8 protein-coding genes are annotated in these 14,535 nt (G+C 61.1%); 3 read left to right on the plus strand and 5 right to left on the minus strand.

Features of this window, described 5'->3' with window-relative positions; translation table 11 throughout:
• Positions 1 to 195: 195 nt before the first annotated feature.
• From recC to recD, 3 genes are read left to right on the plus strand one after another with little or no spacing between them, the layout of a single operon-like run.
• On the plus strand, positions 196 to 3,681 hold the full coding sequence (recC, locus tag ACWKWE_RS14870) for an exodeoxyribonuclease V subunit gamma (RefSeq protein WP_483850975.1): 3,486 nt from the start codon (positions 196 to 198) through the stop codon (positions 3,679 to 3,681).
• Positions 3,678 to 7,376 carry an exodeoxyribonuclease V subunit beta gene (recB, locus tag ACWKWE_RS14875; protein WP_483850976.1) on the plus strand — a complete coding sequence of 1,233 codons (3,699 nt, stop codon included), beginning with the start codon at positions 3,678 to 3,680 and terminating at the stop codon, positions 7,374 to 7,376. The genes recC and recB overlap by 4 nt, the downstream gene beginning before the upstream one ends.
• Positions 7,373 to 9,460 (plus strand): exodeoxyribonuclease V subunit alpha, encoded by a 2,088-nt coding sequence (gene recD / locus ACWKWE_RS14880; RefSeq protein ID WP_483850977.1) that lies wholly within the window; start codon positions 7,373 to 7,375, stop codon positions 9,458 to 9,460. The genes recB and recD overlap by 4 nt, the downstream gene beginning before the upstream one ends.
• A 155-nt stretch (positions 9,461 to 9,615) precedes the next feature.
• Here recD and ACWKWE_RS14885 read toward each other — a convergent pair whose 3' ends face one another.
• The 5 genes from ACWKWE_RS14885 to ACWKWE_RS14905 all read right to left on the minus strand — a co-directional run bounded on the left by ACWKWE_RS14885 (position 9,616) and on the right by ACWKWE_RS14905 (position 14,474).
• Positions 9,616 to 9,888 (minus strand): Rho-binding antiterminator, encoded by a 273-nt coding sequence (locus ACWKWE_RS14885; protein ID WP_483850978.1) that lies wholly within the window; start codon positions 9,886 to 9,888, stop codon positions 9,616 to 9,618.
• 53 nt (positions 9,889 to 9,941) lie between these two features.
• Positions 9,942 to 11,492 (minus strand): amino acid ABC transporter permease/ATP-binding protein, encoded by a 1,551-nt coding sequence (locus tag ACWKWE_RS14890; RefSeq protein WP_166593785.1) that lies wholly within the window; start codon positions 11,490 to 11,492, stop codon positions 9,942 to 9,944.
• Positions 11,493 to 11,654: 162 nt separating this feature from the next.
• Positions 11,655 to 12,473 (minus strand): ABC transporter substrate-binding protein, encoded by an 819-nt coding sequence (locus ACWKWE_RS14895; protein ID WP_401142347.1) that lies wholly within the window; start codon positions 12,471 to 12,473, stop codon positions 11,655 to 11,657.
• Between the two features lie 59 nt (positions 12,474 to 12,532).
• Positions 12,533 to 13,609: an isopenicillin N synthase family dioxygenase gene (locus ACWKWE_RS14900; protein ID WP_483850979.1), complete on the minus strand. Its 1,077-nt coding sequence runs from the start codon at positions 13,607 to 13,609 to the stop codon at positions 12,533 to 12,535.
• Positions 13,610 to 13,622: 13 nt separating this feature from the next.
• Entirely contained in the window at positions 13,623 to 14,474 is an 852-nt protein-coding gene (locus ACWKWE_RS14905) for a sugar phosphate isomerase/epimerase family protein (protein ID WP_166593782.1), read from the minus strand.
• Between the last annotated feature and the right edge of the window lie 61 nt (positions 14,475 to 14,535).

Genomic DNA, 14,535 nt, shown 5'->3' on the forward strand with positions numbered 1-14,535 from the left:
GTAGGTCATCGTCAAGATTAAATTCCAGAACCCCATTTGCGAAAGCAGATGGGGTTTTGTTTTTGCGCGCGGAAAAAGATCGCATTCCACCTCGGGATGCGATCTTGCCTACAGCAGTGCCGGCAAGTCGAACGGCTACAGGTCAAGTGCCCCCTCTGTTAGTCTTCTCCCTCTCCAAACGCCAAGGAAGCAGCCATGCCGGTGACATCCAACCTCAACCCTGGGTTCATGGTGGTTCATGGCAATCGCCTGGATGAACTGCGTAGCCTTGTGGTGTCGTGGATGCGGCGTTACCCGCTGACCCCGCTGGAAAACGAAGTCGCGCTGGTACAGAGCAACGGCATCGCCCAATGGCTGAAGCTTGCCCTCGCGGATGATGCACAGGACGACGACCAGGGGGGATGCGGCATTGCTGCCGCCATCGACGTTCAACTCCCCGGCAGCTTCATGTGGCAGCTATATCGCGCTGTCTTGGGAAAGGACGAAATTCCCGAAACCTCGCTACTCGATAAAGCCCCGCTCACCTGGCGTTTGATGCGACTGCTGCCTGCATTAATCGACCAACCCCACTTCGAGCCCTTACAGCGCTTCCTCACCGCCGACACTGATCTGCGCAAGCGTTATCAGTTGTCCGAGCGACTGGCCGACCTGTTCGACCAATACCAGGTGTACCGCGCTGACTGGCTTGAAGACTGGGCCGCTGGACGGCATCAACTCAAGAACGTCAGGGGAGAGGCCAAACCGCTCAAACCTGAAAACTGCTGGCAAGCCGAGTTGTGGCGAGCGCTGCTTCATGATGTCGGTGCCGAGGGGATGGCTCAGAGCCGTGCCGGGGTGCATCAGCGCTATATGGAGCGGATCAATACCCTGACCGAGGCCCCCGCAGGCTTGCCCGCCCGGGTCATTGTGTTTGGTATCTCCTCGCTGCCTGCCCAAGCGCTTGAAGCCCTCGCCGGTCTGTCACGTTTCAGCCAAGTGCTGCTCTGCGTGCACAACCCCTGCCGTCACCATTGGGCGGATATCGTTGCTGACAAAGACTTGCTGCGGCACGAGTACAAACGTCAATCGCGCAAGGCTGGGATGCCGGTGGTACTCAACCCGGACGCTTTGCACCAGCACGCCCATCCACTGCTCGCCGCATGGGGCAAGCAGGGCCGCGACTACATCAATCTGCTCGACAGCCACGACGACCCTAACAGCTACCGCTCGATCTTCCGCGACGGGCGTATCGACCTGTTCAGCGACGGCGACCCCCAAACCATTCTCAGCCAGATACAGGACGACATTCTCGAACTGCGCCCCTTGAGCGAGACCTACGAGCTGTGGCCCGCCGTCGACATCAAGAAAGACCGCTCGATCCGCTTCCACGTGGCCCACAGCGCCCAGCGCGAAGTGGAAGTGCTGCACGACCAGTTGCTCGCGCGGTTCAGCGCCAATCCTGATCTGCGCCCTCGTGATGTGATCGTGATGGTCCCGGACATCGACAGCTACGCCCCGCACATTCGTGCCGTGTTTGGGCAACTGGACCGTGATGATCGCCGCTTCATCCCCTTCACTTTGGCAGACCAGGGCCAGCGCGGTCGTGACCCTTTACTGATTGCCGTCGAACACCTGTTGAAGATCCCCGACAGTCGGTTTCCGGTCAGCGAGATCCTCGACCTGCTGGACGTTCCCGCCCTGCGCGCACGTTTCGGCATCGACGAACGCGACCTGCCAACCCTGCATCGCTGGATCGAAGGCGCAGGCGTGCGCTGGGGGCTGAACGCCAAGCAACGCGAGGGTTTGGGCCTTCCTGAAGCCCTTGAACAGAACAGCTGGCATTTCGGTCTGCGACGCATGCTGTTGGGGTACGCCGTGGGTGCAGGCATTGCCTACGATGACATCGAACCCTATGACGAAATCGGCGGCCTGGACGCGGCGCTCATCGGCCCGTTGGTCGCCTTGATCGACGCCCTTCAAGTCGCCCACGCCGAACTGTCGCAGCCTGCCACCCCGCCGGTCTGGGGCACGCGTCTACAAGCGCTGATGCAGCTGTTTTTCACGGCGGACAGCGAGCACGACGACTATCAGCTCAGCCAACTCGAAACCCTGCGTGAAACTTGGCTGGAGACCTGCGAAACGGTCGGCCTGCTGGAAGAATTGCCGCTGACGGTTGTGCGTGAAGCGTGGCTTGCCGGGCTGGATCAAGGAAAACTGTCGCAGCGCTTCCTCGCAGGCTCCGTCAACTTCTGCACCTTGATGCCGATGCGTGCGATCCCGTTCAAAGTGGTCTGCCTGTTGGGCATGAACGACGGCGATTACCCCCGCGCACAACCGCCGCTGGACTTTGACTTGATGGGCAGCGATTACCGCCCCGGCGACCGTTCCCGTCGCGAGGACGACCGCTATCTGCTACTCGAAGCGCTTCTGTCCGCCCGAGATCAGCTCTACATCAGTTGGGTCGGACGCAGCATTCGTGACAACTCTGAACGTCCGGCGTCAGTGCTCATTGGCCAACTACGTGATCATTTGGCCAGCGGTTGGCGGTTGGCAGACGCTGTCGAACCCGAGGACGCGAAGAAGCGCGACCCAGGTCAGCAACTGCTGCACAAGCTGACCCTTGAACACCCGCTGCAACCGTTCAGCGCCAAATACTTCCAGGAGAATCTGGAGTACTTCAGCTTTGCCCGTGAATGGCAGGTCTTGCATGAAGCAGCGGTCCAGTCGGGCGAAATCAAAGCACTGGAAAAGTACGAGCAAGAAGAGCCGCTCAGCCTGATGCAGCTGCAAGATTTCTTGCGTAACCCGGTCAAACACTTCTTCAGTCAACGTCTGAAAATTTTCTTCGAAGTAGTCGAAGCGCCGTTGGCCGACGAGGAGCCGTTTGTGCTGGATGCTCTTGAGCGCTATGGATTGAGCGATAGCCTGCTGCAAGCGGCGCTCCTGGACCCTGAAAGCGCTGACCAATCCCTCAAGGCCCAAGCCGTTCGCTTGCAGGCCAGTGGGCTGTTGCCGATGGCTGGATTCGGCGCGCTCCTACAGGACGAGTTGATCGAGCCGCTACCGGATCTGGTTCAGCGCTACCATGACCTGTTGTTCAAATGGCCGGAGCGGGTTCACAGCGCGTTGCCCGTGAGCCACGAACATCAAAACGTCGCCCTCGACGGTTGGCTCGATGGCCTCTATCAAAATACGCAAGGCGAGTTGCTGGCTGTGACGGCCATTCCCAATGCCATCGGCGGTAGGAAATCTCGGAAGTGGCATCGCCTGACCAAGCCGTGGGTCAATCATCTGGTGGCGTGCGCCTGCGATTTGCCGCTGACCACCGCACTGGTGGCTAGCGATGAAACCCTGCTTTTGCCCCCGTTGGATAAGGGAAAAGCCACAAGCACCCTCAACGATCTGCTGCTCGCCTGGCAACACGGCATGCAGCGCCCGTTACCCGTTGCCGTGAAGACTGCGTTTGCCTGGCTCGGTGAAGCGGACGACGTCAAAGCCGAAGCCGCCGCCCGCAAAACCTACGACGGCGACGGCCAGAACATCGCGGGCGAGCACGCCGAAAGCACAGCGCTCGCTCGACAATTCCCCACGTTCGATACGCTGCTCGACAGCGAAGAGTTCGTTGGCTGGTGTGAGTCGCTGTACAAACCGATTTACGAAGCGCCTTGGCAATCCCTGTCCAGCGTGGAGGCCGGAGCATGATGGACCTTCAAAAACCGTTGGCCCTGCGCTTCCCGCTCAAGGGCAGCCAACTGATCGAGGCCAGCGCGGGCACTGGCAAGACGTTCACCATTTCCGCGCTGTACCTGCGTTTGGTGCTTGGCCACGGCGACGAGGTTTCAGGCTTCGGTCGCGAGTTGCTGCCGCCGCAGATTCTGGTGGTGACCTTCACCGACGCCGCGACCAAAGAGCTGCGCGACCGCATCCGTACACGCCTGGCCGAAGCGGCGCGTTTCTTCCGTCAAGAGATCGAAGCCCCTGACGCTTTGATCGACGACCTGCGCAACGACTTCGCGCCGGATCAGTGGGCGGGCTGTGCGAGTCGTCTCGACATCGCGGCGCAATGGATGGACGAAGCGGCCGTTTCGACCATTCACAGTTGGTGTCAGCGCATGTTGCGCGAGCACGCCTTCGACAGCGGCAGCCTGTTCACTCAAAGCCTGGAAACCGACCACAGCGATTTGCTCGGCGAAGTGCTGCGCGATTACTGGCGCAAGTTCTGCTATCCGATGACCGGCGACGCGCTCAACTGGGTGCGTGAACACTGGGGTGGCCCGGCGGCGTTGTTGCCACGTGTTCGTGCGATGTTCGGCAGCGATCGCGCGCCGGTCACGCAAACCCCGACGCAACTGATCGAAGCTTCGATCACCGAACGCCGCGAAACCCTGAAGACGCTCAAATCGCCGTGGGCCAATTGGGCCGCCGAGTTGCATGCGATCTGCATCGACGGCGTGAACTGCAAGGTTGTCGACGGTCGCAAGATGCAGGAGCGCTACTTCAGACCCTGGTTCGACAAGCTGATCGCCTGGGCTAACGATGACGAACAGGAACAGCTCGATCTGGGCACCGGTTTCACCCGCCTGACCCCTGATGGCATCGCCGAAGCCTGGAAGAGCAACCCGCCGTCGCACCCGGCCTTCGAGGCGATGGTCGAGCTGAAAGTCGCCCTCGACACGCTGCCAACGCCTGACGCGGCCGTACTCGAACACGCCGCGCAATGGGTCGGTGCGCGTTTTGAAGAAGAGAAACGTCGTCGTGCCGAAATGGGTTTTGACGACATGCTGTTGCGTCTGGACGCAGCGTTGCGAGGGAGTGGCGGTGAGCGCCTGGCGACCCTGATTCGCGAGCAGTTTCCAGTTGCGTTGATCGATGAATTCCAGGACACCGACCCGGTCCAGTACCGGATTTTCGACAGCATTTATCGCCTCGAAGCCCATGACGAAAGCACCGGCCTGTTCCTGATCGGCGACCCCAAGCAGGCGATCTACGCCTTCCGCGGCGCCGACATCTACACCTACCTGCGCGCGCGCACGGCGACCACCGGACGCCTGCACACATTGGGCACCAACTTCCGCTCCAGCCACGGGATGGTCGAGGCTGTGAACCACGTGTTCGTGCGTGCCGAACTCAACCCCGTTGGGCGCGGCGCGTTTCTGTTTCGCAGCGCCGATCACAATCCTGTGCCGTTCCAGCCTGTTAATTCACAGGGCCGCAAAGAAGTGTTTCAGCTCGACGGCCAGGCCATTCCAGCGCTGAATGTCTGGCAACTGGAAAGTGATCAGCCGGTGTCCGGCACGCTGTATCGGCAGCAGTTGGCCGCCAGTTGCGCGAGTGGAATCGTGCGCTTACTCAATGCCGGTCAACAAGGCCGTGCGGGCTTCGCCAAACCGGGCGAAGCGCTGAAAGGCGTGATGCCGTCGGACATCGCGATTCTGGTGCGCGACGGCAAGGAAGCCCAAGCCGTGCGTGGCGAGTTGTCGGTCCGTGGCGTGCGCAGTGTGTATCTGTCGGACAAGGATTCGGTGTTCGCCGCGCAAGAGGCTCACGACCTGTTGGCCTGGCTCAAGGCGTGTGCAGAACCCGATGCAGAACGCACACTGCGCGCCGCCTTGGCCTGCATCACGCTCGACCTGCCATTGGCTGAATTGGAACGTCTGAATCAGGACGAACTGGCGTGGGAAAACCGCGTCATGCAGTTCCGCGATTACCGTCGCATCTGGCGCACCCAAGGCGTGCTGCCGATGCTCCGTCGCCTCTTGCACGACTTCAAACTGCCGCAGACGTTGATCCAGCGCAGCGATGGTGAGCGGGTGTTGACCAACCTGCTGCACCTCTCTGAATTGATGCAACAGGCCGCTGCTGAACTCGATGGCGAGCAGGCGTTGATTCGTCATCTGAGCGAGCATCTGGCGTTGTCCGGCCAAGCTGGCGAAGAACAGATTTTGCGTCTGGAAAGCGACGAGCAGCTGGTCAAGGTCGTGACGATTCACAAGTCCAAAGGGTTGGAATACCCGTTGGTCTTTCTGCCGTTCATTTGCTCGACCAAACCGGTCGATGGCAGCCGTTTGCCGTTGCATTTCCATGACGCCGATGGGCACGCGCAGATCAGCCTCAAACCGACGGCAGCGCTCATCGAACAAGCGGATGACGAGCGTCTGGCCGAGGACTTGCGCCTGCTGTACGTCGCCCTGACCCGTGCGCAACACGCTTGCTGGCTGGGCGTCGCCGACCTCAAGCGCGGTAACACCAAAGGCTCGATTCTGCACCGCTCGGCGCTGGGTTACTTGCTCGGTGGCGGCAACGTATTGGCAGAGTCGACGCAGCTCGTTCAATGGCTTCACGCGCTGGCCAGCGATCAGCCGACCATGCACGTCGAAGCCGTACCTGCGCCGACTGAAGACACCTTCAGCGCCCCGCGCAGCGAGGTCGCGTTGAGCAAGCCGCGCATACCCCGCCGCAGCGCGCGGGAGAATTGGTGGATTGCGTCCTACAGCGCCTTGCGCATCGGCGACACGATCACCGACAGCGGCGACCAATCCCCGGACAGCCCGCAGGCGCAGAAGCTGTTCGACGACGAACGCCTCGACCCGGATGCGCCCCGCGAGACCCTGGTCAGCGGCGGCGACATTCATCGGTTTCCCCGTGGCCCGAACCCTGGCACCTTCCTTCATGGCTTGTTGGAGTGGGCGGGGGAAAAGGGCTTCGCGGTCGCCGCCAGCGATCCCGTGGCACTGGAAAAGGTCGTCGCCCAGCGCTGCAATCGTCGCGACTGGAAGGGCTGGATCAACACGCTGACGGACTGGCTGGCTCACCTGTTGAGCTTGCCGTTGCGTCTCGGCGCTGACGTGCCGCCGGTCGCCTTGAGCGCGCTGGATCAACCCAATCAGTACCGGGTCGAGATGGAATTCTGGTTCGCCTGTTCGAAAGTCGACGTGGCGCAAATGGACGCATTGGTGCGTCGCTACACCCACAGCGGCGCGCCCCGTGCGGCGGCGGAAACCGTTTCGCTGAATGGCATGTTCAAGGGCTTTATCGACCTGACGTTTGAGCATCAGGGCCGCTATTACGTGGCCGATTACAAATCCAACTGGCTGGGCGTCGACGACGATGCCTACACAGAAATGGCGATGGAAAACGCGATTCTGGACAACCGCTACGACCTGCAATACGTGCTTTATCTGCTGGCCTTGCATCGCCAACTCAAGGCGCGGCTGGCCGATTATGACTACGACCGCCACATGGGCGGCGCGGTGTACCTGTTCGTGCGCGGCAGTCGTTCGGCCAGCCAGGGCGCATGGTTCACACGGCCGCCACGTGAATTGATCGAAAGCCTCGATTTGCTGTTTCAGGGGCGAGCCTTGGTTGAGGAAGAAACGCTGTCAGGAGACCTCGCATGAACCGCACCTTCGCGCATTTGCTGCCCACGCCGCTGGACGCCGAGAGCCTTGCCGCTCTCCAGCCACTGAGTCGGGTTGAGGACTTGCTGCTGTTGCTGGAACGCTGGGTCGAGCGTGGCTGGTTGCGAGCGCTGGACAAGGCCTTCGTGGGTTTTTTGGCAGACCTCGATCCAGCGGCCGATTCGCTGGTGCTGCTTGCGGCAGCGTTGACCAGCCATCAGCTCGGTCACGGTCATGTCTGCCTCGACCTCTTTGAGACCCTCAAAGAGCCAGACTTCGCGCTGTCGCTGCCGCCCGAAGGTGACGTGCTGCAAACGCCGATGTTGCTGCCCTCCACACTGCTGAAGGCGTTGGACGGCGCGACCTGGTGTCAGGCGTTGGCGGACAGCCCGCTTGTCGCGAAGGCGGGCGACAGCAGCACGACGGCAGCACAGAAGCCGTTGGTGTTGTCAGACCGTCGCCTGTACCTGCGGCGGTATTGGACGTATGAGCGCAGGATCGACGCCGCCCTGCATCGTCGTCTCTGCCAAACCGAACCCACGTCGAGCGACCTGGCCCAGCGTCTGGACGCTCTGTTCGGGAACGCAAGCACTGCACCGGATGCGCTGATCGACTGGCAGAAACTCGCCTGTGCCATTGCCACTCGCGGTGCGTTCAGCATCATCACCGGCGGTCCCGGTACGGGCAAAACCACCACGGTCGTGCGTCTTCTGGCGCTGCTGCAATCCCCTGCGGTGGAGCGAGGCAAACCGCTGCGCATTCGACTCGCAGCGCCGACGGGCAAGGCAGCGGCGCGCTTGACCGAGTCCATCAGTCATCAGGTGCAAACCCTCGATGTATCCGAAGACGTGCGGCAGAAAATCCCCAGCGACGTGACCACGGTGCACCGTTTGCTCGGCAGTCGGCCCGGCACGCGTCACTTCCGTCATCACGCAGGCAACCCTTTGCCGCTGGACGTGCTGGTGGTGGACGAGGCGTCGATGATCGACCTGGAGATGATGGCCAATCTGCTCGACGCTTTGCCGCCCCATGCGCGCATGGTGTTGTTGGGTGACAAGGATCAACTGGCGTCGGTGGAGGCCGGTGCGGTGCTGGGTGATCTATGCCGGGATGCCGAAGCGGGGATGTACAGCGCGGACACGCAGGCGTGGCTTGAATCGGTCAGCGGCGAGGACTTGAGCAAAAGCGGGCTGCAACAGGGCGACCCGCAGCAACATGCTCTGGCGCAGCAGGTGGTGATGTTGCGTCACTCGCGGCGTTTCGTGGCGGGCAGCGGCATTGGGCAACTGGCGAAACGGGTCAATCAGCAGCAGGACCAGGACGCCCGAGCGCTGTTGGTCAACGGCGGTTATGCGGATTTGTATTCATTGGTGCTCAAGGGCGAGCAGGATCGGGCGTGGTCGCGTCTGTTGCTCGACGGCCACGGCGGCGGCCCTCAGGGGTATCGGCATTATCTGACCCTGATGCGCAGCGAGCGGCCACAAGGGCTCACGTCTATCGAAGATCCGCGCTGCGTCGAGTGGGCGCGCAAGGTGCTGAACGCGTTCGATGAGTTCCAGCTGTTGTGTGCCGTGCGCAAAGGGCCGTGGGGCGTTGAGGGGTTGAATCAGCGCATCACTCAGACGCTCTTCGCTGCCGACCTGATCGAGAGTGATCAGCAATGGTACGAAGGCCGCCCCGTGTTGATGACCCGCAACGATTACGGACTGGGTTTGATGAACGGCGACATTGGTATCGCGCTCCGTTTGCCGGAAGGCCCGGTCGAGGAAAACCGCACGGCGCTGCGCGTGGCGTTTCCGCGCAACGACGGCGAGGGCGGCGTGCGTTTCGTGCTGCCGAGCCGGCTCAATGATGTCGAAACGGTGTACGCCATGACCGTGCACAAATCCCAGGGCTCGGAGTTTGCGCACACGGCGTTGATTCTGCCCGAAGCGCTGAACCCGGTGCTGACGAAGGAGCTGATTTACACCGGCATCACGCGGGCGAAAAACTGGTTCAGCCTCATCGAACCGCGACAGGGCGTGTTCGAAGAAGCGCTGCGGCGCAAGGTGAAGCGGTTGAGTGGGTTGATGTTGGCGTTATAGCCTTCGCTTTATGGGGGGGCCGCGAGGGATCAACCTGTGGGAGCGAATTCATTCGCGAAAGAGTTATCAGGCGATGAGGGTGTGTCGGCTGTACCAACGCTTCGCGAATGAATTCGCTCCTACAGGGATTGAGGCGTCCTCCTGACTGAATTCCCTCACGTCGCGCAAAACGAATTGCCCAACTCCACCCGACCAAAACTGGCGCCGTCGTCCAGCGGGGTGATGGCGAGCATCTGGTCCATCCGCACTTCATCGAGGCCGTCGGCGAATTGCAGGAATTCTTCCTTGCTCGGCGCAGTGCGGGTGGTGACGGGCCGGCCTTCGAAGGTTGTGCCGTCGATCATTTCGACCTTCAAGCGATAACCGTGCATGCAGGCGATCTCCAGGTAGTCGTAGAGATCACAGTTCAGCGGGGTGTAGTGGTCCATCTCAGGCTCCGGGGCGACGTGATGCGGGGATCATGTCGCTACACGATAGCCGCTCAGGCTTCCTTGCGCACGGGCTCCGGTTGAGTGGCCAGGCTGTCCAGCCCCATGAACTTGCGCACCCGCTCGCCGCACTGGTCGGCGAGGATGGTCTGTGGCGAAGCATCGACCTGCACCACACCGTTTTCCATGAAAATCACACGGTCGGAAATCGACAGCGCAAAGTCCATTTCGTGGGTGACGATGAGCATGGTCATGCCTTCTTTCGCCAGGTCGCCGATGACTTTCAACACCTCGCTGACCAGCTCAGGATCGAGCGCGGACGTCGGTTCGTCGAACAGCATGATCTGCGGGTCCATCGCCAGCGCGCGGGCAATCGCCACACGCTGTTGCTGACCGCCGGAAAGCTGGTGCGGGTATTTGTGCGCGTGGGCCAGCAAGCCGACCTTGTCGAGCAGGGCATAGGCGCGCTGTTCGCTGATGGCCTTGTCGCGGCCGTGATAACGCGGGGCGAGGGTCACGTTGTCCAGGATCGTGCGATGGGGGAACAGGTTGAAGTTCTGGAACACCATGCCGATGCGCTGCACACCACGGCGAATCTGCGGCGCGTTGGGGCTGTCACCGGCATGGATGAAGCCTTCACCGAAGAGAATGATCTCGCCCTTGTCGATGCTTTCCAGGCTGTTCACTGTGCGGATCAACGAGGTCTTGCCCGAGCCGGACGGCCCGATGATCGAGATCACCTGCCCCGGATTCACGTCCAGACTGATGCCCTTGAGCACCTCGTGATGGCCGTAGCTCTTATGAATGTTCACCAGTTGCAAGGCAGGGGCCGAACCCGGACCTGCGTCGGACTGGCGGGCCTTGGCGGGCTGTGCGATCAGCGTCGAGCGCAGACGGGCGAGGGCGCTGTCGTCGAGGGTTTGCGGCTTGCGGTTGTTCAGTTCCAGGTGCTGTTCGAGCCAGTGAAACAGCCAGCCGAACACGGTCACGATCATCACGTAATACACCGCGACCGCCGACAGGGTTTCCATCACCAGGAAGTTTTGCGCGTACAGACGCTGGCCGACAGTGAGCAGCTCGGTCAGGGAAATCACTGACACCAGCGAGGTCAGTTTCACCACGGTGATGTATTCGTTGATCAGCGTCGGCAGGGAAATGCGGAAGGCCTGCGGGATCACGATCAGACGCTGCATGCCGATCAGTCCTACGCCCAATGCTCTACCGGCTTCCTTCTGTCCTTTTGCAACGGAAATCAGGCCGCCCCGGTGGATCTCGGCCATGTACGCCGCTTCGGTGACGACCAGCGCCAACAGGCCGGAGTAGAAGGGATTGGACAGCACTTCACGGGTGATGGGAAACATCTGCGGCAGGTTGTAGGTGAACACCACCAGCACCAGCAGCGGGACGCTACGGAAGAACCAGATATAAATCGACGCAGGCACGCTGATCCAGCGCGCGGTCGAGAGCTTGGCCGAGGCCAGTAGAAACCCCAAGAGCATGCCGATGAACCAGCCCAAGGCGCTGAGTTCAATCACCGTGATGCAGGATTCCCAGAAGTCCGAGACCGAGAACAGCGAAAAAAAGTAGGACCATTCGAATTGCATACACACCTCAGCGGGGCCAGACCCTGCGGGGAAATCTCTATCAAGCGCAATTTCTGTAGGAGTGAGCTTGCTCGCGATGGCGGTTAGTCAGACATATCAATGTTGACTGATTCAACGCCATCGCGAGCAAGCTCACTCCTACAAGGGGTAGAGCATCAGCCTTTAATTACTCGGCTCTTCCAGGTTGTACTTCTTCAGCAGCGCCGCGTACTCACCGGATTTCTTGGTTTCGTCGAAGGCCTTGAGCAACGCCTGATACAACTCGTCGTTGCCTTTCTTCACGTAGATGCCGAGGGTCTGCTGGTAGATCGAGTGCTCGGTGCTCACCACCACGCGGCCTTTGGTGCGTTCGGCGATCATGCCCGCCGCGCCGTCGATTTCGACCTGAGCCTGAACGTTGCCCGACAGCAGCGCCTGGGTCACTTCCGGTGCGGACGGGAACTCGCTCACGGCGATCGCGCCTTTGTTGTTCGGCACGCAGTAATCGGTGGAGAGCTTGTTGAATTGGGCGACCCACGTCGTGCCTTTCTCCAGGCCGACTTTCAGGCCGCAGAGGTCTTCCGGCACCTTGGGTTTGATCGTGCTGTCTTTGAGCACCATGATCGCCGCGCCGGTCTTGGCGTAGGCAATGGTCTGGGCCTGGGTCTGACGCTCAGGGGTGATGTACATGCCCGAGATGATCGCATCGTAGTGACCGGCGTTCAGGCTCAGGATCAGGCTGGAGAACTTGGTGTCGACGAACTCGGCCTTCAGGTCCATGTGCTTGGCCAGCAGGCGCGACAGGTCAGGGTCGGAGCCGACGACGTTTTTCTTCTCGTCGTAGGATTCGAACGGCGGGTAGGTAATCTCCATGCCGACCTTGAACTGGCCAGGTGTCACAGTGGTGGCAGCGTGGGCAACCGTAGCCTGTAACAAAGAGCTGCCGAGCACGGCGGTGGCAAGAACGGTCAAGCGAACAGCAGTGTTCAAAGTGTTGCGCATCGTCGGTGACTCCACGTCAGGAAGGTAAGGCACGGTGTGTTGGGATGGGGTGTGGGGCATCAGGATGCGTCTTGTGCCTGATGCTTCAAATGGCCGAAGCTCGAAGGCTTGCGCGCCTTTTCGTACAGCTTGAGTTCGCCGTTCTCGACCTTGCGACGCAGGTACTGATACGTCTGCAAGGCTTGGCCGAACATGTGTTCGCCGATGGTGATCGCTTCGTACTCCGTGCCCTCTTTCTCGAATTGAGGCAGCGGTTTGATCTGGGTGTGGAAGTCGCAGGCGAAGAACAGCGGGAAGGAATAACGCTCCTCGCTGACCGTGCGTACCCGATGAGCCGTAGCAACGAACGTACCAGCGGTCATCACCTCCAGCATGTCGCCGATGTTCACCACGAACGCGCCTTCCACTGGCGGCGCGTCGATCCACTGGCCCAGATCGTTCATCACCTCAAGCCCCGGCTTGTCGGCCAGCAGCATGGTGAAGCACTCGTAGTCGGTGTGCGCACCAATACCGGGCGCATCCTGTGCGGCGCCGTCGAAGGGGTAGTGGATCAGGCGCAGCTTGGACGGCGGACGCGTGACCATCGCCTCGAAGTAGCCTTCCTCAAGGCCCAGCGCCAACGCGAAACCATCGAACAGGCGACGACCCAAGGCGAACACGGCGGCGTAATAGGCCTCGACGGCGGGGCGGAAACCGGGCAAGTCCGGCCATTCGTTGGCGCCGATCAGTGGGGTCTTAGCGATCACCAGCGGGTCTTCGTCGCCCACTTCGAAGCCGATGTCGAAGGCTTCCTTGTGATCGGGCTTGCCCTTGGCATACACCTCTTCACCTTCCGGGACGAAGCCTTTATGGCTGCGAGACGTGCCGATGTAATGTTGCATCTTGTAGTCGAGCGACTGAGCAAACAGATCCTTGGCCGCCTGGCGCAAACCCGCGATCAGCGCGGGCTCGATGCCGTGATTCTTGACGTACAGAAAGCCCACCTCACGCGCAGCCTTGCCGAGCTCGTCGGCCACGGCCTGACGGTCGGTGATGTCGGCGCTGAACAGACCGGCGATGTCCACCACCGGAATGCTGCTGAAGTTGGCCACTCTTGGCTCGGTCGAGACGGCGGCCGCTTGAGACTGATCAGGCATGGCGAAACGCTCCTTATCGGCTTGTTGTGTGGGTGAAGCGCTGGAAATGTTCACGTTCGATCTGGGCCATGCACACGTTCAGCGACCACAGATCGGCCACCGGAACGTTGGTGAAGGGCAGGTGATGCAGGTAACCGTCCGCACCGAATTCCGGGGTCAGCGTGGTGACCTGGTAGCCGCGTGCCTGTTGGGATGTCCAGACCGCTTCCCAGTGCTGCTGATGGAACGCCAGTTCGACGGCGCGCTCCGGCGCGGCGGGGTGCGGGACTTGCGGACCTTGGTCGTAACCGACCCGGGCTTGAACGTGATGAACGCGCTCGACGAAAGCACTGAGGTCGTCTTCCGGGTCGTTGAGCAGGCGCTCGCAGGTGACGATCCAGTGGCTGATGTCGCTGGTGAAACGCAGATCCGGCAACTGACGAATCAGCTCCAGCGTCACCCACGGGTTGAACAGCGAGCGGGCGCGGTGGGTTTCGAAGGTGACGGTCTGGCCATGCTTGCGCGCCAGTTCCAGCGCCTGACCGAAGAACTCAACTTGTTGCGGCAGCTGCCAGCGGTCGTTCCCGGCCAGCACGTTGACGAAGCGCGGCGTCAACTCGGTGGACCAGGCGAGTTTCTTTTCGAGGTCGGTCAGGTGTTCGGCGAGGGTCGCCGATTGTTCAGGGAGGACGTCGTAGGCGGTGAAGACCGTGGCGATGTAAGGCAGGTGATTGGCCCGCAGAAACGCACCGAATTCGGCACGCTCGACCGGCGTCAGCGGCAGGCGCGCTTCCATGCCGTCGAACCCGGCCTCAAGCAGCTCGTCCAGCGCCTGAGCCTTGCTCGCAGCGTAGCCCCACATCGTGCGGAAGATTTCCAGTTTCATCGAACGTCCCCAAAGATTGCGTCTTGCGACTGACACGTGACCTCAGACATGGCTCCGCCAC

Source organism: Pseudomonas salicis, from assembly GCF_057128705.1.